The 25,207-nt window shown below is 66.8% G+C and carries 19 protein-coding genes and 1 tRNA gene; 5 read left to right on the forward strand and 15 right to left on the reverse strand.

Translation table 11 applies throughout. The annotated features are described in order from the left end of the window. The first annotated feature begins 6 nt into the window (after positions 1-6). Positions 7-273, forward strand: coding sequence for an acyl carrier protein (locus ACFXKN_RS07300; protein ID WP_378952363.1), 267 nt, complete (start codon positions 7-9; stop codon positions 271-273). Continuing rightward, the gene (locus ACFXKN_RS07305; RefSeq protein WP_379432669.1) at positions 270-4,631 is read left to right on the forward strand and encodes a type I polyketide synthase; all 4,362 of its coding nucleotides are present in this window, start codon (positions 270-272) and stop codon (positions 4,629-4,631) included. Before ACFXKN_RS07300 ends, ACFXKN_RS07305 begins: the two co-directional genes overlap by 4 nt. A 37-nt stretch (positions 4,632-4,668) precedes the next feature. Here the strand turns inward: ACFXKN_RS07305 and ACFXKN_RS07310 are convergent, their stop codons facing one another. From ACFXKN_RS07310 to ACFXKN_RS07350, 9 genes are all read right to left on the reverse strand, one after another. Further along, positions 4,669-5,079, reverse strand: coding sequence for a hypothetical protein (locus ACFXKN_RS07310; protein WP_378952369.1), 411 nt, complete (start codon positions 5,077-5,079; stop codon positions 4,669-4,671). Between the two features lie 262 nt (positions 5,080-5,341). After that, positions 5,342-6,976, reverse strand: coding sequence for a protein kinase (locus ACFXKN_RS07315; protein WP_378952372.1), 1,635 nt, complete (start codon positions 6,974-6,976; stop codon positions 5,342-5,344). Between the two features lie 264 nt (positions 6,977-7,240). Beyond that, positions 7,241-8,131 carry a DUF4231 domain-containing protein gene (locus ACFXKN_RS07320; protein ID WP_379432670.1) on the reverse strand — a complete coding sequence of 297 codons (891 nt, stop codon included), beginning with the start codon at positions 8,129-8,131 and terminating at the stop codon, positions 7,241-7,243. 3 nt (positions 8,132-8,134) lie between these two features. Further along, a complete protein-coding gene (locus tag ACFXKN_RS07325) occupies positions 8,135-12,358 on the reverse strand; it encodes a TIR domain-containing protein (protein ID WP_379432671.1) in 4,224 nt (1,407 codons plus the stop codon). A gap of 5 nt (positions 12,359-12,363) precedes the next feature. After that, positions 12,364-13,518 (reverse strand): S8 family serine peptidase, encoded by a 1,155-nt coding sequence (locus tag ACFXKN_RS07330; protein ID WP_379432672.1) that lies wholly within the window; start codon positions 13,516-13,518, stop codon positions 12,364-12,366. Between the two features lie 13 nt (positions 13,519-13,531). Beyond that, positions 13,532-14,551 (reverse strand): trypsin-like serine peptidase, encoded by a 1,020-nt coding sequence (locus tag ACFXKN_RS07335; protein ID WP_379432673.1) that lies wholly within the window; start codon positions 14,549-14,551, stop codon positions 13,532-13,534. Positions 14,552-14,788: 237 nt separating this feature from the next. Further along, positions 14,789-15,043, reverse strand: a complete 255-nt coding sequence (locus tag ACFXKN_RS07340) for a Txe/YoeB family addiction module toxin (protein WP_379432674.1) — start codon at positions 15,041-15,043, stop codon at positions 14,789-14,791. Then, positions 15,040-15,297, reverse strand: coding sequence for a type II toxin-antitoxin system Phd/YefM family antitoxin (locus tag ACFXKN_RS07345; protein ID WP_378952387.1), 258 nt, complete (start codon positions 15,295-15,297; stop codon positions 15,040-15,042). Before ACFXKN_RS07345 ends, ACFXKN_RS07340 begins: the two co-directional genes overlap by 4 nt. 63 nt (positions 15,298-15,360) lie before the next feature. Next, positions 15,361-15,606, reverse strand: a complete 246-nt coding sequence (locus ACFXKN_RS07350; protein ID WP_378952390.1) for a hypothetical protein — start codon at positions 15,604-15,606, stop codon at positions 15,361-15,363. A gap of 211 nt (positions 15,607-15,817) precedes the next feature. On the opposite strand from ACFXKN_RS07350, the gene ACFXKN_RS07355 reads away from it, so the two are divergent. Then, positions 15,818-15,890: transfer RNA gene (locus tag ACFXKN_RS07355), tRNA-Asn, on the forward strand. 111 nt (positions 15,891-16,001) lie between these two features. Here the strand turns inward: ACFXKN_RS07355 and ACFXKN_RS07360 are convergent. From ACFXKN_RS07360 to ACFXKN_RS07375, 4 genes are all read right to left on the reverse strand, one after another. Further along, the gene (locus ACFXKN_RS07360; protein ID WP_379432675.1) at positions 16,002-17,297 is read right to left on the reverse strand and encodes a tyrosine-type recombinase/integrase; all 1,296 of its coding nucleotides are present in this window, start codon (positions 17,295-17,297) and stop codon (positions 16,002-16,004) included. A 36-nt stretch (positions 17,298-17,333) separates the two neighbouring features. After that, positions 17,334-17,702, reverse strand: a complete 369-nt coding sequence (locus ACFXKN_RS07365) for a helix-turn-helix transcriptional regulator (RefSeq protein ID WP_379432676.1) — start codon at positions 17,700-17,702, stop codon at positions 17,334-17,336. A gap of 256 nt (positions 17,703-17,958) precedes the next feature. Next, positions 17,959-20,895, reverse strand: coding sequence for a PrgI family mobile element protein (locus ACFXKN_RS07370; protein ID WP_379432677.1), 2,937 nt, complete (start codon positions 20,893-20,895; stop codon positions 17,959-17,961). Further along, positions 20,892-22,406: a hypothetical protein gene (locus tag ACFXKN_RS07375; RefSeq protein WP_379432678.1), complete on the reverse strand. Its 1,515-nt coding sequence runs from the start codon at positions 22,404-22,406 to the stop codon at positions 20,892-20,894. Before ACFXKN_RS07375 ends, ACFXKN_RS07370 begins: the two co-directional genes overlap by 4 nt. On the opposite strand from ACFXKN_RS07375, the gene ACFXKN_RS07380 reads away from it, so the two are divergent. Then, complete coding sequence (locus ACFXKN_RS07380; RefSeq protein ID WP_379432679.1) at positions 22,372-22,776, forward strand: hypothetical protein; 405 nt, start codon at positions 22,372-22,374, stop codon at positions 22,774-22,776. The genes ACFXKN_RS07375 and ACFXKN_RS07380 overlap by 35 nt on opposite strands. Here the strand turns inward: ACFXKN_RS07380 and ACFXKN_RS07385 are convergent. Beyond that, positions 22,754-23,158: a pilin gene (locus tag ACFXKN_RS07385; protein WP_379432680.1), complete on the reverse strand. Its 405-nt coding sequence runs from the start codon at positions 23,156-23,158 to the stop codon at positions 22,754-22,756. The genes ACFXKN_RS07380 and ACFXKN_RS07385 overlap by 23 nt on opposite strands. Then, positions 23,155-24,081 (reverse strand): hypothetical protein, encoded by a 927-nt coding sequence (locus tag ACFXKN_RS07390; RefSeq protein ID WP_379432681.1) that lies wholly within the window; start codon positions 24,079-24,081, stop codon positions 23,155-23,157. Before ACFXKN_RS07390 ends, ACFXKN_RS07385 begins: the two co-directional genes overlap by 4 nt. 459 nt (positions 24,082-24,540) lie before the next feature. On the opposite strand from ACFXKN_RS07390, the gene ACFXKN_RS07395 reads away from it, so the two are divergent. Then, entirely contained in the window at positions 24,541-25,185 is a 645-nt protein-coding gene (locus tag ACFXKN_RS07395) for a hypothetical protein (protein WP_379432682.1), read from the forward strand. The last annotated feature ends 22 nt before the right edge of the window (positions 25,186-25,207 follow it).

The following is a 25,207-nucleotide window of genomic DNA, read 5'->3' on the forward strand; positions in this document are numbered from 1 at the left end:
CGAAACATGTTCAGCACCACTATCACCCACTCCACGACGATCCAGGACTGGCTCATCGAGCGCGTCGCCGACTACACCGAACGCGCACAGCACCAGGTGGACCCGACGATCCCGCTCGCCGAACTCGGCATGGACTCGGTGTCGGCGGTGGCCCTGTGCGGCGAGATCGAAGACCGTTGGATGCTCGACATCGACCCGACCCTGGTCTTCGAATACCCCACCATCACGGCCATCTCCGCCTACCTCGCCGCGGAAACCGCCGTCGCGGCATGACCGACATCGCTGTCGTCGGCCTCGACTGCCGCTTCCCCCACGCCGCCGACCCGGCGCGGTTGTGGCAGCTGCTGATCAACGGTCGCGACGCGATCTCGGAAGTACCGTCGAGCCGCTGGAACGCCGACGACTTCCACGACCCGACCGGCGCGCCCGGCACCATCAACACCCGCAGCGGCGGATTCATCGACGACGCCGACGCGTTCGACCACGAATTCTTCGGCATCACCTCCCACGAGGCCGAGTCGATGGACCCGCAACAACGCCTGCTGCTGCAGGCCACCTGGCGAGCCTTCGAGGACGCCACGCTCGATCCCCGCGCGCAATCCGGCTCGCGGACAGGGGTTTACGTCGGCGTGATGGCCAACGAATGGGCCAACCTGCAGATGAGCGACTACGCCGCGATCACCCCGCAGCACGGATCCGGCAACGGCTACTTCATGACCGCCAACCGGCTGTCCTACCAGTTCGACCTCGCGGGGCCGAGTATCGCCGTCGACACAGCATGCTCGTCGTCGCTGGTCGCGGTGCATCTCGCGTGCGCCGCACTGGCGGCGGGCGATTGCGACCAGGCTGTCGCCGGCGGCGTGAATCTCGTGCTGACTCCGGCCGTCGGCGTGTTCTACACCCAGGCTGGGCTGTCGGCACCGGACGCGCGGTGTAAACCGTTCAGCGGCAACGCCGATGGGATCGTGCGCGGGGAAGGCGTCGCGGTGCTCGTCCTGCGCCGCCTGGCCGACGCCGAGGCCGCGGGGCTGCCGATCTACGCGGTGATCAAGGGCAGCGCGGTCAATTCCGACGGGCGCAGCAACGGCATCACCGCGCCGAACCGGTGGGCCCAGCAGACGGTGATCGGTGCGGCCTATCAGCGGGCTGGGGTACGTGCCGACGACATCGACTTCATCGAGGCGCACGGCACCGGAACTGTTCTCGGCGACATGATCGAAGTCAAGGCGTTGGGCAAGCTGCACGCGAACAACCGGGCGCGGCCGTGCGGCATCGGATCCATCAAGGGCAACCTCGGCCACACCGAGGGTGCCGCGGGTGTCGCCGGGCTCATCAAAGCCGTCCTCAGCCTGCACCATGGTGTCGTCCCGCCGTCGAGGTTCGCCGATCAGGAGAATCCGCGCCTGCAGATGGCGCAGCAAGGCCTGCGTCTGCTGGCCGATCCCCTGCCCCTCGACGGACCCGCGCTCTGTGGTGTGAGCAGCTTCGGCCTGGGCGGCACGAATGTGCACATGGTGCTGGCGAGCGCAAGGACCGCCGCAACGCCCGCGGCATCGGGGGTGGGAGTGCTCACCCTTTCGTCGAACACCGAAGACGGGCTACGGCGCAACGCGATTCGGATGTCCGAGGCATTGCGGTCGTTGCCGCAGAACCACTTTGCCCAGTTCTGTTGGACCAGCAATCAGGTGAAGTCGTCGGGCCGCTACCGGCTCGCCGTCGTCGCCGACGACCGCGACGAGGCGATCGCGCAGTTGCGCGCCGATGCGACATCCGGTGACGGTGCGCGCGAACACGTGGGCAGGCCGCGTCGCGAACTTCAGGGCCTCGCGCGGCCGGTGCGTGTCGGCTGGATGTTCACCGGCCAGGGGTCCCAATTCCCCGGGATGGGGCGCACTCTGCACGAGGCGAGCCACGGTTTCCGGCGCGCGCTCGAGCTGGTCGATGCCGCCATGGCCGACCACCTCGGCCGCTCGGTCCGGGAGTTACTGCTCGACGAGCACGCCGACCTCGACCCCACCGCGCTCGCCCAACCCGCGATCTTCGCCATGGAATACGCCATCGCCAAGACGCTCGCCGACCTGGGCGTGCGGCCCGCGTGGCTGATCGGGCACAGCATCGGCGAATTCGCGGCCGCCGCGGTGGCGGGCGTCTTCGATCTCGATGACGCCTGCAAACTGGTCACCGCGCGCGGGCGGCTGATGCAACGTCTGCCCGCTGGCGGCGCGATGCTGGCCGTGCGCTCAACGCCAGAGCGGATCGCCGACCTGCTCACCGCCGAACCCGCTGTGGTGCTCGCCGCCGTCAACGGCCCGGAAGATCTCGTTCTCTCCGGCGACGCCGAGGCGCTCACCCGCATCCGGTCGGCGCTGCGCACGCGTTCGGTGATCGCGAAACCGCTCACCGTGTCACACGCGTTCCACAGTCCGCTGATGGCGCCGATGCTGGCCGAGTTCGAGGCCGTCGCCAGTACCTGCGCCTACCGCGCCGCCGCCCTGCCGATCTACTCGACCGTGCACGGCCGACCGCTCGACCCCGACGAGGTGATGGATGCCGAATACTGGACCGAACACGTCCGCGCCACAGTCCGTTTCGGCGACGCCGTGCAGGCCGCGCTCGGTACGGACCCGACGCACCTCGTCGAGATCGGACCCCGCCGCGTCCTCTCCGCGTCGGCGCGCAAGATCAACCCCGAACTAGATGCCCGTTACCTGTCTCCGAGCCCCGGCCCGAGCGCGACCGGCGAGGAACTCGCCGCTACTGTCGCCGCGCTCTACTGCGACGGTCTCGACCCCGTGTGGAACGAACTCTACGAACCCGCACAGCGCGTGCGTCGGCGTCTGCCGGTGTACGAGTTCTCCGTCGCGCACCGATTCTGGGTGGAGCCACCCGCTGTCAGCGAAGTCGGCGCCTCGGCGCGCACACCGAAATCCGCACCGGCGCAAGCAGATACCGAGGGAACAATGATCGACCCACTGATCGCACTCTTCCGTGAACAGAACGCGGTGCTGGCCGGCCTGCTGGCGGCACCGGCCGAGGCACGTGGCCCACACCTCGACACCGGCACCGCGCGCCGCGATCCCACCCCGGACGCCGTCGCGGGCATCGTCCGCGCGGAACTGGCCAGGGTCAGCGGATTTCCCGCCGACCGGCTGCACGACACCCGGACACTCGGGGACGGCCTCGGACTCGATTCGCTCATGCTGACCGACCTGTTCGCCGGTCTGGCACGCAAACTCCCCGGCACGACCATCGACCCGACCCGCATCACGGGGACAACGACACTGGGCGACATCATCGCCCACCTGACCGGTCAGCTCACCGATTCGCCCGCCGAGGGAAACGCGCCGGCGCCCCGCACGCCCGAAAACACCGCTCCCACAACCGAAACCAGACCGACCACTGTCGCCCCCGAATACCGGATCGCCGACTTCGCCGAGGTGCGGGCCATCGCCGACCGGCTCGCAGGCGGCGAAGCGCTCGGCCTGGCCAACCCGTATTTCCTGATCAACGACGGCGTCACCAGGGATACCTCGTTCATCGGCGGCAACCAGGTGGTCAACTTCGCCAGCTACAACTACCTGGGGATGTCGGGCCACCCCGCGGTCGTCGCCGCCGTTCAAGACGCCGTGGCCCGCTACGGCAGCTCGGTCTCGGCCAGCCGCCTGCTCTCCGGCGAGAAGCCGATCCATCGTGAACTCGAGGCCGAACTGTCCGCCCTGCTCGGCACCGAGGACGCGATCGCGCTGGTCGGCGGCCATTCGACGAACGTGACGATCATCGGACATCTCGTCGGAGGACAAGACCTGGTGATCCACGACAGCCTGGCGCACGACAGCATCCTGCAGGGCTGCCAACTGTCCGGCGCGACCCGCAGACCGTTCCCCCACAACGACCACGCCGCCCTCGACGCGTTGCTGACCGAAATCCGTCACCAGTACCGCCGAGTCCTGATCCTCATCGAAGGCGTCTACAGCCAGGACGGTGACATCCCCGATCTGCCCGCGATCATCGAGATCAAGAACAAGCACCAGGCACTGCTGATGATCGACGAGGCGCACAGCGTCGGGGTGCTCGGCGAGACCGGCGGTGGCATCGGCGAATACTTCGATGTCGACCGCGGCGACGTCGAACTGTGGTCCGGCACGATGTCGAAAGCGCTCGCGGGCTGCGGTGGCTATGTGGCCGGCAGCGCTGACCTGATCCGGTTCCTGAAATACACCACCCCCGGCTTCGTCTACAGCGTCGGAATGACACCGATGAACGCCGCCGCCTCCCTGGCCGCGATGCGGCTGTTGCGGGCCGACCGCGAGCCACTCGACCGCCTGCGACGCAACTCGGAACTCTTTCTGCGCCTTGCCCGCGAGGCAGGCATCAATACCGGCGACAGCCGCAACACCCCGATCATCCCGTGCATTGTGGGCGACTCGATGAAGACGCTGAAACTGTCCACCGCGCTGTTGCGCCGCGGGATCAACGTCAATCCGATTCTGTACCCGGCCGTCCCGGAAGACCTGGCCCGACTCCGCTTCTTCGTCACGGCCTGCCACACCGAAGCTCAGATCCGCGACACCGTCACCACCCTTGCCGAGGAACTCGCCCTGATTTCCGCGCAGGACCTCGTCGACCACTAGGCCCGATCCAGTCCGGGTGGCCGACCCGATGACAGGGTCATGGGCTGGGCCATTGCTCCGACGAACCGTGAACCTGCTGGCGGGGTGGCGCTACGGGCAGGACAGCAGCCGATCGTCCCCCACCTGCGAGCGCCCCGCCCGTCAGGACCAAACCACCCACGAAGAGCGCGGCACCGATCAGCACGACATCACTGATGAGTTCGGCTGTTCGTTCTCGGACGGGCCCGGTGTCTTCGCCGGCAGTGTGGTTGGACATGGAGTCCCAATAGCCCCACGTGCATTCCTGCTTTTCTGGGTAGTCGCGATGCGCTTCGCAGCTCCAACCCAGATCTCGCGTCGATTGGGCCGAGTCGTCGCGCAGATCATGCTGCGCCATATAGGCGAAACACATCATCACGGCCCCGGCCATCGCAAGGAGAAGGCCGAAAATTCCCGCTGTCGCCCTCATGCCCAACCCCTTCAGAAAAATTCACAGCACCCGCCACCCGATTGCGTTGGTGGAGGACGGTGTATGTCCCCATTTGAAATATGTCCCGATTCGAACACGAGCCAGAATACGGCGGCCCGAATGTGTTGCATATCAACATGTTCCAACTTTCCGCCGTAGCCTATCCCATGCCTTCACCATCTGATGGTGAGCGGCCGGGTCGGCTTGTCCACCGGACGGATCGTCCTTTTCGGATAAGCCGGGCTGCCACCGGGCCCGCCGCTCAGCCTGCCCGGTCGATACGGGAGATGCAGAAACCGTTCGCGGCATGGTCGAGGGTGAGGTCGACCGACGACGTCGCACCCTCGGAGCTGGTCACCGGCGCGCTGACGGTCACGACCGAGCCTGCGGAGCCGCGGACCGTGAGCGCCTTGTCCTCGAAGTGCCGCACGCCGGACAGCGTGGTGCCCGGTTGGGCGCCGTTGCACAGCAGTGGGTAGTCCGGTTCCACGTCGGCCGGGTTCACCGGATCACCGACCACCCGGCTCAGATAGCGCTCGACGGTGTAGCGGGCCTGCTCGTCGGTGAGCCGGGTCGCCGACCGGTCGCTGACGATCGGGCAGCCGTAGTCGGACCGTAATTCGCTGGGGCGCAAGCTGACCTGGAGCGCGTCGTTCTGCCAGTACGGTCCGAATGGCCCGAGGACGCCAGGGCGGCGCACCGCATCGGTGATCTGCTCGACGTCGCCGTACATCCGGGGAATCTCCGCGGGCGACTGGGTCCAGCACTTGCGGATCAGCGCGCTCGTATCACCGGCGAGGACATCGTCGAGCCAGGGACGCAGGGCCGGCGCCGCCCTCGAGCTGTTCGGGACGGCACCGATCTGCGCGACGGGCGTTGTCGCCTCCGCCCCGCCCCGGTCCTTGGCAGTCAGCACGGCGATCGCGGTCACCCCGGCCACCACCGCCACGCCGCCCACCGCGAGCAGGGCTTTCCTCGTCCGCGACGTGCCGGGAGCACGCGGTGGTGTGGGTCGCGTATCTCCCTGCAGCACAGCGGTATCCCCCACTACCCGCCTGCCGGTGAAGGCCGCGATCGCCGCGTCGGCGAGCTCACCACAGCTGGCGTACCGGTCGTCCGGGTTCTTCGCCATCGCCCGCGCGATCACCGCGTCCAGCGCGAACGGCAATGCCGGATTACCCGCCGTCGGGCGTGGCGGCGGTTCGATCAGATGCGCGCTGATCAACGCGGCCGGACTCTCCCGCTGGTACGGAACGAACCCGGTGAGCAGCTCGTAGAGGGTCCCGCCGAGGGCGTACACATCGGTGCGCACGTCGAGCGGCTGCCCCTCGAGCTGTTCGGGCGCCGCGTACGCGAGGGTGCCGAGCACCGATCCCGCGGACGTGAGACTGGTCGTCTCCCCCATACTGCGAGCGATCCCGAAGTCGGTGACCAGTACTTCGTCGGTGCCGTCGTCGGCACGCGCGATCAGCAGGTTCGCCGGTTTGATATCGCGATGCAGCAGCCCCTGCCGATGCGCGTAGTCCAGCCCCTTGGCCGCCTCGGCGACAATGTGAACCGCGCGCTCCGGCGTGAGCACCGACAACCCCTGACGCAGCAACTGCGCCGCGTCGAGCCCATCCACGAACTGCATCGCGATCCACAGCCGATCGCCATCGACCCCACGATCGAAGATCTGCACCACATTCGGATGCCGCAGCCGCGCAGCCAGATCGGCCTCACGCTCGAACCGCGCCCGAAACGTCGGCTCCACCGCCAGCCGCGCATCGAGCACCTTCACCGCGTCCCGGCGCGGCAGTCGCGGATGCTGAGCCAGATAGACCGCTCCCATCCCCCCGCCACCGACCCTGCGCTCGATGCGGTACCCCGCAAGGATCGCCCCCGGCCCGAACTCCATCACAGCTCCTTCGCACCACCCATGTGACTGCGATCAGGCTATCCGCCCCGGTCCACCCCTGCCGCAAGAGCACGTCAGCGTCTGTTGCGACATCAACCGGGTCAGCCGAGGCATTTCCGCAAGGTCGAGCGATGATGCGGCGCTGACCAGTTCGCTCACCTGCTCGAGGCGGTCGATCAGCCACAGCAGACGATCGGCGAGGCCGCTCGGCGTGGTGCCGAAGTCGTCCGCGCGCGCGTCTCGGGGCCGAGACGGTCGAGGTCGTCAGATCTCTGTGCGCTCGCCCCATTTCGCCATCCAGCTCGCGTTCTCGAGCGAGATGGTGTTCTCGCAGTCCGCGACGAACGCCGCCCACCGGACCCGGTCGGTGGGTGACCCGTCGGTGCGCCACCGATCGAGCCGCCGTCGCAGGCGATCCGCGGTAGCGAGGTAGGTCATCACCAGGAAGTCGTACCGCTTGCCTGCGAGATAGGCCAGCAACGATCCACTCAGCGTGGTCATCACCGCGACCCAGGGCGCGATGCGGCCCGCCGCTTCCACACCGACACCGGTATTGATCGCGGCGACGATCGTAGCCGCGAGGCCGAGGCCGACAGCGGCGCGGCGCAGCCGGGTCGCACGGGTGCTGTAGCAGCGGGCCGCGGGCAGGTAGTAGTCGTCGATCTGGGCCCGTACCCGGTCGTGGACATACTCTTCGGGGTGCATCGATCGTGGCGCCTCGACGGCTTCGGCGCTGGGCGCGAGCATCGGCAACAGGTCCGCTGCCGTCCGCTCGATGCCATCGATATCGGCCAGCAATTGCCCGGATTGTTCCGCGTCACCGGTGGCGCGGAAGGTGAGAATTCGGTGCTTGACACCCTCGGAGACCGCCCGGGCTCGAATCCAGCGGCGGGTCGATTCCGCGGTCAGGTACTGGGCGGTGAGAAACGTCGCCACCGCCAACGCCACCGCGCCCGACAGCGCCACGATGCGGGTCGGGGTGCCTGCCGAGCGGAGGATGGTCGTGGTCGAGGCCGTGGCAATCGCGCCCCAGCTGCCGAGGAGGAGAACCGCCAGGCGCGTTCGATCCAACTGTCGCTTCATCTGGGTAGCGGTGGTCGACCAGCGAGTTCGCCGCTGCCAGAGGGTATTCAGGAAATCGTCGTCGGTAATCATCGGCTATTCCTCCTCGCCGGCGATCGGTAATCCCGCACACAGCTCGATGTAGTCGATCTCCGAAGAGACCCAGTTCCGCCATGTCTCCCGGCTCATATTGTGGGTCATCTTGGCGCAGAGTTGCTCGGGCGAGGCAGTCGGCACCGGCCACACGCGGATGGTCTCGTCAACACTCGCGGACATGATCGCAGAACCGTCGGGCGTGAAGTCGACAGCGGTAACTGGGGCGCCGTGCCCGACCAAGGCCGGGCCGATCTGACGGTGCGTCTCCACATCCCACAGTCGCAACACATTGTCGATGCCGACGGTGACGAGTATGCGGCCGTCCGGTGAGAATTGGACCATGCTGGCCGGTCCGTCCTGCCACATGGGTTCGTCGATTTGCCTGCCGGTATCGGTATTCCAGATGCGCACCGATTTGTCTTCGTAGCCGACGGCGAGCAGCTGGCCGTCCGGGCTGAAGGTGGTGCTCTTGACCCATGCTTGCCCGGTCATCGGCTGGCCAACTGGTTGACCGGTGTCTGGGTCCCACAACCGCACCGAGTAGTCGGTGGCGCCGGTAGCGACACGCCGTCCGCCGTTGTCGATAGATGCCGTCCGCACAGAACCATCGTCATGGCGCAGTTCCGGTCCGATCGGACGCATACTCGCCATGTCTCGAATCTGGGCATAACCGTCAGCTCTGATCACCAGCCTGCGCCGGCCGGGATCGTATGTGTGGCCGGTCGTTCCTGGTGGCAGAGCGATCGGCGGCGCGATCGCCGCCCCCGATGCAGCATCCCAAAGCTGAATGTCAGTCAACGCGAGGGACTTGGGGCTGAACCCGGTGGCCGCCACCTGTGTGCCTTCGGCTGTGTATTCCGCGATCTGGAAAATGCCGTGCTCGCCGCGGATCAAGGGCCCGAGCTGCGCACCGGTGGCGGTGTCCCACTGTCGGATGATGCCATCCGTGCCGCCAGAGACGATATGCCTGCCATTCGGGCTCACGTCCGCGCCCAACACCTTGGCGCCGTGGTGCATGGTTCGCCCGCCGCCCACCTCCCATTCGCGGACGGTGGAATCCAGGCTGCCGGAGAGAACTCGACCTGAATCGGGGTGAAGCGCGACGCTGGACACGATGAGTTCGTGTCCGTCCAGTGGCTCCCCAAGAGGCCGACCCGTCATGGCATCCCACAGCCGGATCGTCTTGTCATCGCTGGCCGAGGCGATGACAGTGCCGTCGCGACTGTAGGTTACGTATCCTACCGCTGCGGTGTGCTCACGTAGCGGCTCGCCGATCTGCCGGTGGGTTCTTGTATCCCATTGCTGGACATCGAATCCCGCGACCACGAGTCGGTCACCTTTGTGGTCGAAGGAGAGACTGTTCACCGCGCTGTCGGTGTACACGGTCAGCGGCTCGCCCGAGGGTAGTCCGGACTGCGCGTCCCACAAACGGACGGTGCCGCCGAAGTCGCCCGAAGCGATCAGCCCGCCCTCACCGAACGCCACCGAGGTCACCGGCATGGTGTGCTCGGTCATTTCGCCGATCTGCTGGCGCGTGTCGGCATCCCAGAGCCGGACGGTCTTATCTGTACTCGCCGACACGATGTGGCGGCCGTCCGGGCTGAACGCTACGCCCATAACCGGTCCGGTGTGGCCACGCATTTCGGCACCTACCTGCTGCTGCGACCCGGTGTCCCACAGCCGCACAGTTCGATCCCGACCCGAGGACACGAGGCGGGTGCCGTCGGGACTGAACGCGATGCGTATCACCTCAGACTTGTGACCCGCCAACAGAGTACCGATCGGCTTCCAGGTAACGGCGTCGAGGAGTTGGATCTCGCTACCACCAGCGGCCGCGATCCGTTTCCCGTCCGGGCTATAGGCGACACTGGCGACCTCGACCCTGTTCATGTGGACGATTTTGCGGAGTTTGCCTTGCTGGTGAATAGCGTTGAGCAGGGCGAACTCCCGCTTGGTTTCCGTAGGGATGCGATACGCGGCCATAGCCATCTGCATTCCCAGGATGTCGTCGCTTTTGCCCGGCCACCTTCCCGAGAGCATGAGCTGCGAATTCGCCGACAACGCCAGCGCTGTCGCGTGGAGGCTCTCCGCGACGGCGCGCTCCTGCGCCCGATCGGCACGCACCCACAGCAACCCCGCGACCAGCGCAGCGACCATGGTCAACACCAACGCCGCCCGCAGAATCCGCGACCGCCGACGCAATGCCCGCGCGCTGCGCTGCGCGTCCTCCTTCGCCCGGCTCTCCGTGGCCGCCAACGTTTCCGCCGCCTGCTGGCGTTCCCTCGCGGCCCGCAGCTCGTCCTCCCGATGCCTGCGTTCCTCGTCGATTCGCTGGTCCTCGGCGCGTCGCGAGGCCAACAGCAGACCCCGGACGGGGTTGAGTCGCTCGCGGAATCCTGGTGCGGCGGCGAGTGATTCGGCGTCGGCGAGTCGTGACCCCGACAGCAGCCAGTCCTCGCGCCGCCCGTTCTGCTCCCACGCCTGCGCGGCCCGCTCGAGGTTGTCGGTGGCCTCCAGATCGGCGGCCTGCACCCGCAGCCAGTCGGCGAGCGTATCCCATTGGCGCAGCAAGCTTTCCAACGCGACCTCGACGACAACGGCCCCGTCACGCTCGTCCTTGACCAGTAGCCTGCGCGCGACGAACTCCTCGAGCAGCGGATGACTCTCCGGCGGCAGATCGAACCAGCGGGCCGGTCGGCGCATCGGCTGGTCGTTGCCGGAGTTGATCGTCGCCAGCCACGGCACGAACGCCCGTCGCAGGATCGCCAACTGTCCGGCACGGACCTCGGGGTCGGCCTCGAGGAGTTCGTCGACCTCGCGCTGCACCACCCGCCGCAACCCGCCGAGGGATTCGTAGTGCGCGAGGGTGATCTCCCCATCCCCGTAGTCCCGAAACAGCCGGGCGAGGGTGAGCGAGAGCAGCGGCAGAGTGTCGGCGCCGCGGGACCAGTCGTCGAGCAGACGTTCCACCAGGTCCGGGGCGAACGACAACTCCGCGCCCGCTTCCCTCGCCCGCCGCACCGGCCCGACGATGACTTCCTTGAACTGGGCCTGCGGCATCGGTTTCAGATCGTCGAACGGCCGCACCGCGACCGACGCCAGCATGGGTGCGGTCTGCAGCGGTTCGTAGCGGTCGGAGCGGATGGTCGCGATCGCGATCATCGAGATCCCGCGGTCGCGGTCGAGCAGGCCACCGAGCAGTGTGAGCAGCACGCCTGCCTGTTCACCCGCCTCGGGGCCGAACAGTTCCTCGGCTTGGTCGATCGGCAGGATCAGCGTCGGGGCCGGGTCGTCGTCGGAGTCCAGGACGCGTTCCCGCGCGGCCTGCTGTGCTTCGATCAGCCAGGCCCGCACCTGTTCGACGTCGCGGACGCCGTCCTCGATCTCGGTGAGACCGGGCCGCCGCAGCCCCACGCCGACGCGCAGCGCGTGGATCGACCGCGCGAATCCGGCGTCACCGGTGAGCGCTTTGCGGTGCGGCCGCACGATGTCCATGGTGAGGAAGTGGCGGTCGTCGCGGGCCAGGCGCGGCAGCAACCCGGCGCGCACGAATGACGACTTGCCCACACCCGACGGACCGAGCACGACGAACAGGTGGCCGCCACCGAGGTTGCGCAGCCCACGCACCGTGTCGATCGCTCGCCCGATCTGCGCGTCGCGGCCGAAATAGACTGCGGCGTCTACAGATTCGAGCGGTTCCCACCCTCGATAAGGTGCGCGGCCCGGGTCGCCCGGCGGTGGCCAGCCGAAGGTGTCGGCGCCGATGCCCGCGGCCCGCAGGCCGTGACGGAGCCGCTGCAACCCCTCGGTCAGGAACTCGACCGTCTCCCCATTCACCGATATCGCCGTCTTCGGTCCGTCCCCGAACAGGTCGCAACGCTGCCATTCACTGGTCATGTCGCGCCCCGCCAACGGCTCGAGGCGGACCGTGAAGATCGGCTTGTTCAGTGACTCGGCATGACGGTATTCGACCTTGCACTCATGAGAACTGTCCCAATTGTTCGACAACAGGCAGATGACCGCCTCGCAGCGATCGCCCGCCCCGCGCAGTGCGTCCTTCCATCGGACGCCGGCCGGAATCCCGGTATCCGGGTCGAGATCGAGGAAGATCTCGCCTGCCAGACCGGGCTCCGCCTCGATCAGCCACGCCCGCAGCGCGACCGCCTCGCGGCTGTCCCGGCTCGAATGGCTGAGGAACAGCCTGGCCGACCGGCCGGCGTCCATGGCAGCTACACCCGCGACCGGTCGATGCCCGCTTCGATCAGCGCCGACCTCGCGACATCCTTCGCGCAGGCGGTGAGCGCGCCGAACGCGCTGATCCGGCTGAACGTCTGCCCGGTGTGGACGACATTGTCGTGCTCGTCGTCGCCATCAACGATCGGCACAGCGCCCGCCTGCAACCATGTGCGAACCTCGGCGACCGACGGCATCGTCCCGGCCACCCGCAGATGGAATTGCTGAATCAGCAGCACGACGCCGGCGACCACGGGCGTGGCCTGACTGGTGCCGTGCTGGATCGACTCGCCGCTGTCGTTGCGGATTCCCGACGAGGTCGTCGGGGCGCCGGGCGCGAAGATATCGGTCGCGCAGTCGCCACCCACGGTCGAGTGCAGGCGCTGCGAGAACGGTGTGATCCGGTCCGGAGCCGTCGACAGGGCGGTCGCACCGGAGCCGTAGCTGAACGATCCCTCGTCGGCGTCGTAGACCGCGCCGACACTGATCGTCTCGCGGAAGATCGCCGGGTAACTCATGCCTTGACCGCTGTTGTGGGCGAAGTAGTCGTTACCCGCCGCGACACAGCAGGCCACTCCCGCGTCGGTGAGTTTTCGCATCGCGTCACCGATGCCGTCACCCGCGAAATCCGCGTCGGAGGTGTTGTTGTCCGATGCGCCGAGGGACATGCACACGGCGGAGATGCCGAGCAATGTTCGATTGGCCAGCACCCAGAGCAGTGCGTCGCGGATCGCGAGGAAACTGCCGCCGCCGGAGTTGCCGAGGACTTTGACGGGCACGATATGCGCGCGCGGTGCCATCCCGGTGTGCACGCCGCCGGCGCAGATGATGCCCGCAACGTTGGTTCCATGACCCTGGCCGTCGGTCGGATCGGCGGGCGAACCGTTGTTGTCGGAAGTGAAGTTCCGGCCCGCCCGAACCCGTCCGGCGAAATCGACGTGGGTGGTGCGGAGCCCGGTGTCGAGAACGGCGACCGTCATACCGGACCCGTCGACGTTGAACTTGGTGCGAGCCTCCGCCGCGCGTACCAACAGATCGACCTCGAGCAGTTCCGGCATGAACGCCAGGTCGGTCTGCAGCGGCTTCTCGACGGGGACGACCGATTCGAACGCGACGCCGGCTTCCGGCTCGGCAGAAATGGTGTCGGACATGATGATTCCTTTCCTACAGAGCCGAGTACGCGACGATGAAGTCGAAGACGTCGCGAGTCATCCGCCGCCCGAAGTTGGGCTTGGTGTTGTCGCCGATCGCGCCCGCGGCACCGCGCAGCACGCCCACGACGTAGGGCCATCCGTCGGTGTCGTACACATAGAGACCCGAACCGCTGTCGCCGTACCACGCGTCCATGAAGAAGTTGATGTACTGACCGTTGAGGATGCCGTTGCCTTCGTTGCCCCAGATCTGGGGCTGAGACTTGTCACTCGGATGGCCGTAGAGATACATCCGGTTGCCGGTCACGACGTTGTCGGGCGCCACCCACAGACCCTTCCAACCCGACGCGCGGCCCGGGAAGTCTCCGTATCCGGAGAATTCGATGACGGCGTAGTCGAATCGCGCGTCGCCTCCCGCGTTGTTCACCCAGCCACCGGGGACCGTCACGTTGTAACCGCCGTGGCTGCCGAAGGGCATCGGTGTCGGGTCTTGGCGATCGGTGCCGGGTGCGACGGATGCGAAAGGAAGCCAGTTCGTTCCGTTGTGCACGACGTGTGCCGCGGTGACCGCGGTAGACGGCCCGACCATCGTCGCGGACCCGGAGTATCCCCCGCTCGCGAGCGCGAGATAGGCGATCGTGCTCATCGGATACACCGTGTTGTCGCGACGCACAACGCGGTTGTCCGTGCCGATGATTCCCGAAAGTGCGTGCAGCGACGTGGAATCGATCTGTTCGGACTGCGAGCGCGGCAGCGCGGTGTAGGACGATGTGCGCCGCTCGCGATCCGCCCGAAGCAGCTCGACGAACGAGTTGCTCGGTGCGTCGACGGTGTATTCCTTGCCCTCGTTGAAGATCACCGGCCGCAAAGCTTCGGCGAGCTCATAGTCCGACATCTCGAAGACAGGGCCGAGTTCGTCGCCGCGCGGCGGTTCGACGCGGGGGTACACCGAGTTCGGTGAGACCTTCGCCTCCCCCACCAGAGTCAGCGGCTGACCTTTGGGCGAAGTCAGGGTGGTGATTGCGGTAGACATCCGTGCTCCTCGATTCCCGAGCGGCTCCGATGTCCCGAACGCCAACGTCAGCCGCAGATTTTCTGTCCGCTCTGAACGTACGAGGATGTGCGCGAGCCGACGCGAGTACACGGCTACCCCAATTTCTCGGGCAGTACTACGTGCTCCGCTACGTGCAACTGTCGAGGAGCTGATTCACCATCAACGAACCTCTCGCACAGTCGAGTCGGGCGATGAACGCGACAGGTTCGGAAGAATTCAGTAGTGGTACCTGGCCTGCACGACCGTGACAGTCTCCCCCGAGACCGAATAGACCAACCTGTGTTCACTGTCGATGCGACGTGACCAGTAACCCGACTTGTCGCCTCGCAGCGGCTCAGGCTTGCCGAGACCGTTGAACGGATCGCGTACGATGTCGTCGATCAGACGGTTGATGCGGATAGCGACCTTTCGGTCGGTACTGACCCAATGTGTGTAATCTTCCCAAGCGACCTTGACGAAGACGACTCTCACTGGTCCCCTTCTGGCTGGAATTCCACAACATCGCCCGACTCCGCCTGCGCGATCCCCTGCGCCAACCGGGCCGCATTGGCAGGCGAGCGCAGCAGATACAGGGTTTCCCGCATGGAGTTGTACTCCTCTTCACTCAGCAAGACGGCGTTGCCCTTCTTGCTGGTGATGTGGATTGCGGTGCGGTCGTTATTGACCTCTTCGATGAGCGGGAACAGCTTGTTCCGCGCTTCGCTGGCAGACACGGTATCTGTCATGGGATTCCCATCCTCGTACGAGATACCTGTACTGTACCGCTTTCCCGTACAACCCTGTAGGCGTCAGCGCCGCAGCTGGTTGTGCGGGATCAGTACCGTGGTGCGCTCGTCGATCGGCTCCATCGGTTCCAGCTTCGGCTGCGTGCTCAACTTGTCCGACAGCTTCTGCCGGCCCACCGACACCAGCTTGCGCGTCACCGGACTACCCGCGACCGCTCGCGAGGCCGCGGTGATCTGTTCGTAGCGCACCCGACCAGCCTTCGTGCCGAGCACGTAACCGGCCGCTACGCCGATGATCAACCGCAGCATCTCCTGGAGCTCCTCCCACGTCTGTGTGCGGGCTCCATCCTGCCCCAGCCGCCCCACCCCTGTCGATCCGGCCACCGTTCGACAGCACATCGTTATACGCCGCATGTCCGCAGGTAGCGCCCCGATTTGGGTTCCCGCGACACGATGCGCTAAAGTTTCATCTCGGTCAGCCCGCCAAGGCAGACCGCCTGAGTCTAACCACTCAGGGCAATCCCCTATAGCTCAATTGGCAGAGCAGCCGACTGTTAATCGGCAGGTTTCTGGTTCGAGTCCAGATGGGGGAGCATAAGAAATCCCCTGACCAGGTGAAATGGTCAGGGGATTTCTTCGTTTATCCCGTATTTTCGGGCCATCACCAAGAAAACACCAAGAATTCGCCACCAAGAACGTCGTTGTCAGCCCGACGCACCGAACCCCAGTTCCAGCGCGGCCGATGAGTCCGGCGCCTGTTCCGGTGAAGCGATGTAGTGCCGTTCGGTGATCGCCTCACGAGAGTGCCCCAACTGCTTGGCGGCGGTCTTCGAATCCGACGTCTCGGCGATCAGCGTCGCTACCGCCTTCCGGAACGTGTACTGCGTGACGTCCTTGTACAACGTGCCCCGGGCATTCCGCCATGTTCGATTGAAGTTGTTCGGATCGCGCAGCACTGCGCCCCGACCGGGAAACACGAGCGGGACCTTGTCTTCGACCTGCACCACGCTGGCGCCCACCTCGCGCAGTGCCTTCACCGCGCACATCCGCCCGCAGGTAGGGCTGTCGCGCAGCCGCTTCAGCATCTGGATCGTGAACCCGGGTAGTGCCACCGTCCGATGCCCGGCATCGGACTTCGCCCATTCCTGCCGGAACAACCCCTTCCCGTCGAGCCTGATAACGGTGGCCGAGACGGTGAACGTCGCGGGTACCGCCTCGAGATCGAACTGATCCCACGACGCTGCCAGCGCTTCGCCGGGCCGCACTCCTGAGCCCAGGATCAAATCGGCAACATCGAGTATCGTCCGGTCCCTTTTCGGGCCGTGCGTGTAAGCGGGTGCTCCCGGAATCTCGTTCCCCGCCAGCCACTCCCGAAGTTGAGCACGCAGGCCTGCCAGGCGGTCCCGCTCGATCGTCTGAGGTTTGATCTTGCGGCTGCGCAGACGCGAAGTGTCTCGCACGGGGTTCTCCGGCAGGGCTCCGTATCGCACGGCGACCCCCATGATGCCGGTGAGAATTACCTTGTGCAGCCGCGCCTTCGACCTCATTCCGGCAGCGACAATCGACTGGATGTGTTCGTCGAGTCGACCTGTATCTGCCTCCCAGACACGAAGATTGCCGATCGCGGGACGCAGCTTGACCGTCGCCTTGTCGGCGCGCTTGTCATCGCTCGCGTCGATCTCGCCCTTGTACAGGTCATACGACTGCTGGCCTACGCCTTCATCTCGTGACACCTCGTCGAGCCAGATGTCCATCAGGACGGTGAGGCGCGTATCGCGGGTGACTTTGCCGCGCGTGCGGCCCTTGTACTGCTTCTGCCGAGCTGTGAGCTTCTTCCGCAACGCCGCCGTGGCCTTGCTCTTGGTTGTTCCGAGTGCATCCACGACGCGGCCCGTGCCGTCGTAGTCACGAAACGTGACCCAGGCTCTCCACTTCCCGTCCTTCTGCTCCTTGGTGCCGATATCGCCGTAGCTGCCGAGCTCGGTGGCTGGTCGTGGCATTGATCTTCTCGATTCTTTCGATTCTTTCGATGGCTGTCAGGCGGCTTCGGGTTGGTCATCGGTGTGCACCATGCACGCTTTGAGGTAGGCGTCCAGGTCACCGAGGCGATACATGCACGAGTTGCCGGAGGGCTTCGAGTAGCGGGGGCCGCGTCCCATCGCGGCCCAGTTCGCCAGCGTTCGAGGGTGCACGCCCAAGTAGTCGGCAGCCTCACTGCGGTTAAGCCAGCGCCTGTGTCCCGTCCGGTGTGGACCGCCGGGCCTGTGCAGCGGCGTGACCACCTCGCCGCCAGGAGTTCTCGGATTCATCAATTCCTCGCTTTCTTCGTGCACCACGCCGCGTGTCCGGTGCCAAGTAAGGGTCGGCGGCGACGGGTGATGGGTTGCGTGAAGGGACCGGATCATTCCGACACCGGGTCCATGAACGCTCCGTAGTTGGTGAGCAGTCAAATAGCTTCTCGTCCAACGTTTCTGCTGTCGCGTCGCCCGTTTTGGGGTTTCCCGTTCGCCGACCGCCCCGTTCGGGCACAGCGGCGGATTCCGGGCGGATTGGGTAGCGCGTGGATGCGCGGACGGGCCGCGCTAGATCGCTCTCGCCGGGCATGCGGGGTCCGTGATGGTGAAGAAGATTTGTGCGTCCTACGACCGGAGCAGGACGAGCTCATGCCCCATAACTTCCGACCACCACCTCGGCTCGGTCGCTGGCAGACGCGACCATGTTCGGGTGGCCGGTCTCCTGCTTGTTAGGAGTGCCGGTCAACGAGTCCGCCAACGTATCGCCGATCTCGACGTCGGTGTTGGGTTCGTCATCCCTAGCGGCTAGTTCGACCGGAGAGGTCGTGATGATGGAGTTCTCGGTGGCCGACGCCAGCGATCCGAACACAGCCCGATCTCCGCCGACCGTGAGGAGACCGCTCCCCCGTGCGGCCGAGAGCAGGAATTGTTGCTCTCCGTCGGAGAGGTGGAACGCGGTGGCGACTTCGTCGATGGCTTGGGGTGCTTGGCGTAGCAGGATCTGGGTCGCGGCGTTGGACACGATCGCGCGTCCGAGCTCGGTGGAGCACACGTCGGCGCAGTCCTGGGTGGCCACGGTCAGCCCGGCCCAGTGTTTGCGGAAACTCTTGGCCGCCTTGAACAAGAACCGTGCTCCGGCGGGTTGGCTCAGCAGCAGCCACCCTTCGTCCACGGTGATCATGCGAGGTCGTCGCAAGCCCGGTTGCGACACCCGCCGCCAGGTCAAATCCAGCACCAGCAAGGTACCGATCGTTTTCAGCTCCTCGGGCAGTTCCCGCAGCGAGAACACGATCAGCCCACCGTCCGGGTCGGTGGTGGTCGGGCCATCCAGCAGAGCGCCGTAGGCTCCGCCGCCGACGAACGGATGCAGCCCAGCCTCCAACTCTGCGGCGGCGGGGGCTGCCATCCGGGCAAGTTGCTCGCGCAATCCGCCCAGGGTGGGTGCCGGTTGGGTCCAGGTGGCCGGGTCGTCGGTGATCCCGACAGCGGCGTAGGTCGCCGTCAACGCCGAGTCCAATGCTGTTCTCTGCGCGGCGGTCTGGTCACCGAGCAGAACCTGTATCAACGTGTGCAGAAACAGCTTGCGCCGCGTGAGCGCATCGGGCGGGGCACTGCGGCGGCCGTCGTCTCGGGTGTGGATTTCCAGGTCGAAGGGGTTGAGTCGCACGCCGGGGGCTCCGAGGCGGATGTTGGTTCCGCCGACGGTTTCGGCGAGGCGCCGATATTCGTCTTCGGGGTCGATCACGATCTGTTCGATCCCGCGATAGAGCGAGCGCAGGATCTCGGTTTTGACCAGGTAGGACTTACCCGCACCACTACGCCCGAGGACGACCAGGTTGTGGTTGTGTGCTTCGGGGGCGAACCGGTCCACGAACAGCAGCCCGGAGGCAGCATCGCGGCCGTAGAGCACGCCGTGCGGGCGGGCGGCCTGGGCGGGGTCGGTGGCGGGGAGTTGTGGGGAGTCGAAAGGGAACGCCGCGGCGAGGGCGGTGGTGTCGAAGGTGCGCTGGACTCCGATCAAGTCCTGGCCCAGCGGCAGAGTGGTGGCCCAGGCTTGAGCGGCTCGGTAGGACAGGGTGCAGGTATCCACGAGCAGACTGGCCGCCAATGCCCGCACGGCGGCGACCTCGTCAGCCAGTTCGGCCTCGGATTCGGCGTGCACGCTCAGATATATCCCGACGCGGAACAACCTCGCCTCCGCGCGCGCGACCCGGGCGGACAGGTCGGCGGCGTCCTCCACCGCGACATCGACCTGCGGGTCGGTCAGGCGGCCTCGGCCCGTGTCGTGCATCCGGGAGGACTCGAGCCGAGCTTGCTGACGGCGCAGCCGGGTGGCGGCAGTGACCGGGTCGACCGGGTCGATGTGGATAGCGACCTCGACACGTCCGGGGTGTGAGAGCAGCGGCGCGAGCCAGCCGGCCGTCACCTCTCTCGGGTATCCGGTGACCGCGAGGGTCTGAGTCCAGTCCGAGCCGATCTCGAGATGCCGGGTGCCGATGGTGAGTGATTCCGGCGCGAACCCGGTCTCGGTGGCGAATGGGTCGGCCACTGCGGAGGCTGGGTCAGACGTGATGATCGCGGAGGGTTCGGCGATGTCGGCTGCGGCCGAGACGAGGCCCTCGGGGTTGGTGCAGCTGGTCAGCACCGCCCGCGCTTGCGTCTCATCGAGAGCGGTGACCGAGATTCCCAGCGGTGCAAGGACATCGGCTGCCTCGGTCATCCGGCGTAGGAGCCGCGATTGCGCAGCCCGGCGCGCGCCGGTGGACAGCGCGCGCCGGGCCCGGTTTCGTCCGGGCCACCGGGCACGCAGCCCGGTGGCGGCGAGGGTCTGCGTGGGTTCGCGCCACACCAGCAGCACTTGGCGGTGGGCCGGGTTCTCTCGCGCGGCCAGCTCGGCGAGATGATCGGCATGATCGAGCGCGGCCACAGCGAGCTCCGGTGACATCTGCTCGGCGGCGGAGTGCAAGCCGGTGATCTGCTCGGTCAGGTCCAGCCGCGCCGAGCGCACCAGGATCTGCACGGGTTGGCGCAGCGTGTGTAGCCATCCCGCGAGTTGGCCGACGAGACTGTCCTGCTCGGCCGGGGTACGCAGGCTCAGGTTCAGGGTTCCGGCGACCGCGATGACGGCGAGCCCGTCGGCACCGAGGTCGATCACCCCGATACCGCTACCGGTTTGCGTCACCGACTCCGGCAGCGGTGACATCTGCGCGGTGAACGCGACCGGTGTGGGTGGGCGGGGCCGGGTTCGGGTGGTGCGGTTGGTGATCCATTGCGGCGGGGGCGGTGCCTGCCCGCGTGTTCTCACCAGGTGACGTGGGCGCAGGCGGTGGCGGATCGCAGCGACGGCGAGCAGGTCGGTCGACAGACCGTCGCGTCGGGTCACGACGGCGACGGTGACAATGACTCCGATTGGAGTCATTGTGGCGAGAAAGATCGGCGGCTCGATCACCGTTTTGACGGTGATCCAGGCCACGTACATCAGCGCGGCGGTGGTGGCGAGGACGGCGAGCTGGCGGGCGGTGAACGGACCCAGCAGTCGGTCGGAGCGGTCGACGTCGGCGGGGATGCGCACGATGGTGCTCATTGCGGGGTGCCTCCTCTCGGAGCGCGTGGTGCGCGGCGGCGCACGGGCAGGTCGGGCATGGGTAGATGCAGCTGCCGCCCCGCAGGACGCGCAGGCGCGGATGCGGGTGGATGTGGCGGGTTCGGTGGCGGCGGAACAGGTTTGACCCGGGTCACAGGGAACGGCAGCGGGTACTGGCCGCTGCGGTTCGGCCGGAGACGGGCGTAGGGTTCGGCCGGAGCGGGCTCAGTGAAATCGAAGGCGAGCTGTTGAGGTGTTGCCCGGCGGCCGGGTCGCTCGGGTGTTGGCGGGGCCAGTGGTGTCGTGCGGACCCGGCGGACCGGGATCGGGAGCGGGTACTGACCGCCAGCCCCGGCGCGGATGCCCCGGTACGGGTCCGGTGGGGCGAAGTCGAACGCGAGCTGGCGTCCACGTTGAGCCCGCGTCGGTCTCGGCGGTGGGGTGGGGCTGGTCGAGTGGGCGGGTGTCGGGCTCGGCTGGCGGGCGACGCGGCGCACCCCTTCCAGAGGCAGCATCAGCTGCCCGTCTCGCGTCGAGCGGACCCGCGCAAACGGATCCACAGGTCCGGAGCTGGTAGCGGTACGAGGTGCTCGCGGGGGCCGGGCCGCACGCTGGCCGGATGTCGCCGAGGCGGCGCTGCGTGCGCTACTCGCGGTAGAACCTTTGAGCAGGCCGAGCGTCTTGTAGGCGATGAAGCCACGCACGATCGAGCCGACGAAGCTGCGGCCTTGCCCGATCTTGAGTACCGACAGCAGCCAGAACGGGGTCTTGATCAACACGAACATCAGCGCCAAAGCGACGATCATGTTCACGATCTCGTTCGCGTCCGGGCCGAACAGATACCACCCGCCCGGGGCCAGCAGCACCCGCAGAACCGTCACCAAGACCAGCGACTGCACGACCTGGATCCCCAGGCACGCGGCGAACGAGCGCCACCACCACCGCGCCACACCGTCGATACCCGGCAGGGTATGACACATCAACGCTAGCGGTGCACCCACGATCAGCAGGATCGTGATGGTGACTCGCACGACGTAGCTGATGAGCAGCACGAGCAGCATCACCACCAGCGCGAGATAGAGCAGCAGCGCGAAGCCTTGGCTCTGTGGACCGGTCGTTGCGAGCTCGGTCAGCGCGGCGGCGGCTGAGCCGGAGTCGACGCCATCTCCGGCCACGGCGGCGGCGAGGGCGTTGGCGAAGCTGATCGCCGCCGTGGCGATCGCCATGCTCAGTCCCCCGGCGGCGAACCCGACCACCAGGCGCGGGGCGAGTTCTCGGAGCGACCATTGGGTCTGCAGGGTCTCGCGCATCATCAGCAGCACCCCGGCCGCCATCACGACGAGTATGTAGAGGGCGGTGACGATCTGCCAGGACTGGTTCCACAGCACACCGATCTGCGGGATCTCACTGGGTTCGGGTGTGGTGAGCAGGGTTTCCGACAGCAGCTCGAGGAGCGGGTTGAGCGCGGACTCGACGATGCGCCGGAAGAATCCGTCGATCGCGTTCTCCACGCACCCGTTGATGTTGGTGACCCCGCACTCGGCCGAGGTCGACGAACCCGGCGAAGCCGGAGAGGGTATGGGCGTGGCCGGGCTCGGGGTGGTGGTCGAGGGCGGCGTCACCCACCGCGACGGCGGGGTCGTAGTCGGAGGAGCGGTCGTCGGCGAGGCAGGTGTCGGGGTCACCGGCACAGGCGGCGTCGGCGTGGCGGGCTGGGCGGCGGCACCACCCGCGCCGGTGAGCCCGAGTAGGACCGCCACCAACACCGCCACCGCTGCCGCCGTTATGGCGGTGCGTACGAGGCGCAGTCCTCGTGCGCAGACCCGGGTGGGACCGGGCTGGTGTGAGGCGTTCACCGTCAGCCTCCGACGATGGACTTGAGAACGGCCACGATGACCGGTGCCAGCACCGCCAACCCGTAGCCGATGCACGCGGCCCGGAAGGCGGTCTTGGCTTTCTCGGTCTCGGCGGGATCGCCCGCGCCGAGCAGATAGCGCGCACCGGCCACGGTCAGGCACAGCGTCGCCAACCCTGCCAGGATCCCCATTACCCAATTGCGCGCGTTGTCGATCACCTCATCCAGCGACGACGCGACCGCCAGCACCGCTGTCTGCGGTGCGGCCGACGCCGACCCGGCCATCAGCACCAGCAACGCCACGATCGTGGCTAGGGCCGCGAAGATCGTCGCCCACCGCCGCCGCAGCACCGCCTGCCGAGTCGAGGACAGTGCCACCACGCTGAGGTGTTCTCGGTTCCCGTTCATGCCGCCACCTGCCCGCGCTCGGTGCCCGACTGCGCCGGTGCCGAGGAGTCGCGCTTGGGCCGGCGACCTCGCCGCGGTAATCGTGAGGGCGACGCGAGTGCGGTGACCGTCGCGGCCTCGACAGTGCTGGTGCGATCCGAGTCCAGGTCTCGGGCGCGTTCGGTCAGCCACGCCAGCAGGGCGCGTTCGGCGCGGCGGCGTTGCTTGCGCAGCTTGCCCAACGACACGCCACGCTCAGCCGCCAGCGAAGTCAGCGAGCGGGCCTCCCACCGCGAAGCGGCGATGAGTTCGGCCGCGTCGGCGGAGATCACTCCGGCCGTCACGGCTCGGGCCAGAACAGTCTCGGGATGGCCGGGTTCGGCGATCGCCGACCGCGCCCGCGTTGCGAGCGGACCGAGGTCGCAGTCGATGTCGCCCGCTGACATCGCTGGTGATTGCTGCTGATTCGCCCCTGTGATCATCGCGCGGTAGGCCGCCCACCGCAGGCGATGCCACACCCCGGGCCGGTCCAACGGGACGCGAGCGAGGTGGGTGAGGAATCCGGTCAGTACCTCGGACTCGACGTCGTGGCGGCTGCTACTGCCCGGGGTGGCGTATTCCCCGGCAACTCTGCTTAGCATCGGCACGGCCAGGCCCGCGCACACCAGCATCGCGTCCTGGTCGTGGTTGTGTGTGCGTTCGATCAGCCATACCCAGATCGCGTCGATCTCGGCGATCGGCACCGCAGGGTCCCACAGCCGCTCCCGCAACTGCTCCCACGTCCGTACCGAGCTGGCCGTGGCGGCGTCCGGCGTCGGCACCGCACGCGGGTAGGCGGGCAACAACTCGGTGGCGATGCGGTCGAAACCCGCCCGCACTACTGCCAGCGGAGAACCCGGTTTACCGCCCGATCCCGCATATGTCCCGACGTGTGAATTCGTCACCACAAAGACTCCTTGTTTGATCGAGAACTTCCGACCTCACAAGGACACCTGCGGCCTCTATCTGAAACATATCCAAACCATATCCAAAACCTATCTGAAACATATCCAAGTCATATCTTTGGCGACCTGGCGAATATTTCGCTATCGCTTAGCTCGGGCCTCGATATCCCACTCATACCCGGACTGATATGCCCATCTACCTGCAACTGTGAAGGCGCGAATAGGTTCAGGATATGAACCGGATGTGTTTCAAATAGATTGCGGATATCTCATCCGAGCCAGTTCGCAACCACCCGAAAAATTCTCAAAAAAGTTCGACCCGCCACCCACAGAACGGCGTCCAGTCGCCATTTCTGTCTCAGAAAATTCTCAGAAAAAAGTTCCAATAATTATGTCCCGAAAACGGCTTTTCGGCGGAAGTAAGCGAGTACACACCGCTCTCTCTCGTCAGGAGTCGCTATGTCCGCCAATTCCCGCCACCGCTCAACGTCTGCCCCGGTGCGCGTCCCCTCGACCCTGTGGGCGCTGGGCCCCGAACCACTCGATCCCGAGGACCGCTGGCCCGCCCCGGTCCTGGCGCAGGCGATCGCTGAGTTCTCCGAACCAGCCTCGCGGGTGATGCTGCTGGGCTGGCCCGCCCCCGCCGCCCGGGGCGCGCTGCGAATCATCGAGTCCGACACCGCCGCCGCTCTGGCCGCAATTGGTGATCTCGACCGCCACGGCCTCGACGCCCCCACCGACCGAAGCTGGTCCGGGGAACAGGTGGATCTGGTTATCGCGAGCCTGCTGGCCGAGCACGTCGACCCGAACGCCGCCGCCGACCACGTCACCTCGCTCGCGACCGAGGTGCTGGCGATGGGCGGTTTGCTGGTCGTTCTCTCCCGCTGCCGCCACAGCTACTCCGGGGTCCTGCTGGATCCGGCCGGGTCGGTCGTGGCCGCCGCGCAAGCCGCCGATCTGCTCTACCTCCAGCACATCATCGCCGCCCCGATCAGCGGCACCACCATCACCGCCGCGCCCGCCGAACCGGGCTCGCCTGCCCTCGCACGCCACCGCGTTGCGCACACCGATGTCTTCGTGTTCCTCCAGCCCTCCCATGGCTGATCGACACCCTCGCCCTGCCCGA

Source organism: Nocardia sp. NPDC059195, assembly GCF_042754695.1.
Taxonomy (GTDB): domain Bacteria; phylum Actinomycetota; class Actinomycetes; order Mycobacteriales; family Mycobacteriaceae; genus Nocardia.

Bases quoted from the DNA above. Each gene is read 5' to 3' on its own strand.
- ACFXKN_RS07300 (WP_378952363.1), top strand. From the start codon at position 7: ATGTTCAGCACCACTATCACCCACTCCACGACGATCCAGGACTGGCTC.
- ACFXKN_RS07305 (WP_379432669.1), top strand. From the start codon at position 270: ATGACCGACATCGCTGTCGTCGGCCTCGACTGCCGCTTCCCCCACGCC.
- ACFXKN_RS07310 (WP_378952369.1), bottom strand. From the start codon at position 5,079: ATGAGGGCGACAGCGGGAATTTTCGGCCTTCTCCTTGCGATGGCCGGG.
- ACFXKN_RS07315 (WP_378952372.1), bottom strand. From the start codon at position 6,976: ATGGAGTTCGGGCCGGGGGCGATCCTTGCGGGGTACCGCATCGAGCGC.
- ACFXKN_RS07320 (WP_379432670.1), bottom strand. From the start codon at position 8,131: ATGATTACCGACGACGATTTCCTGAATACCCTCTGGCAGCGGCGAACT.
- ACFXKN_RS07325 (WP_379432671.1), bottom strand. From the start codon at position 12,358: ATGGACGCCGGCCGGTCGGCCAGGCTGTTCCTCAGCCATTCGAGCCGG.
- ACFXKN_RS07330 (WP_379432672.1), bottom strand. From the start codon at position 13,518: ATGTCCGACACCATTTCTGCCGAGCCGGAAGCCGGCGTCGCGTTCGAA.
- ACFXKN_RS07335 (WP_379432673.1), bottom strand. From the start codon at position 14,551: ATGTCTACCGCAATCACCACCCTGACTTCGCCCAAAGGTCAGCCGCTG.
- ACFXKN_RS07345 (WP_378952387.1), bottom strand. From the start codon at position 15,297: ATGACAGATACCGTGTCTGCCAGCGAAGCGCGGAACAAGCTGTTCCCG.
- ACFXKN_RS07350 (WP_378952390.1), bottom strand. From the start codon at position 15,606: ATGCTGCGGTTGATCATCGGCGTAGCGGCCGGTTACGTGCTCGGCACG.
- ACFXKN_RS07360 (WP_379432675.1), bottom strand. From the start codon at position 17,297: ATGCCACGACCAGCCACCGAGCTCGGCAGCTACGGCGATATCGGCACC.
- ACFXKN_RS07365 (WP_379432676.1), bottom strand. From the start codon at position 17,702: ATGATCCGGTCCCTTCACGCAACCCATCACCCGTCGCCGCCGACCCTT.
- ACFXKN_RS07370 (WP_379432677.1), bottom strand. From the start codon at position 20,895: ATGAGCACCATCGTGCGCATCCCCGCCGACGTCGACCGCTCCGACCGA.
- ACFXKN_RS07380 (WP_379432679.1), top strand. From the start codon at position 22,372: ATGCGCCGGAAGAATCCGTCGATCGCGTTCTCCACGCACCCGTTGATG.
- ACFXKN_RS07385 (WP_379432680.1), bottom strand. From the start codon at position 23,158: ATGAACGGGAACCGAGAACACCTCAGCGTGGTGGCACTGTCCTCGACT.
- ACFXKN_RS07395 (WP_379432682.1), top strand. From the start codon at position 24,541: ATGTCCGCCAATTCCCGCCACCGCTCAACGTCTGCCCCGGTGCGCGTC.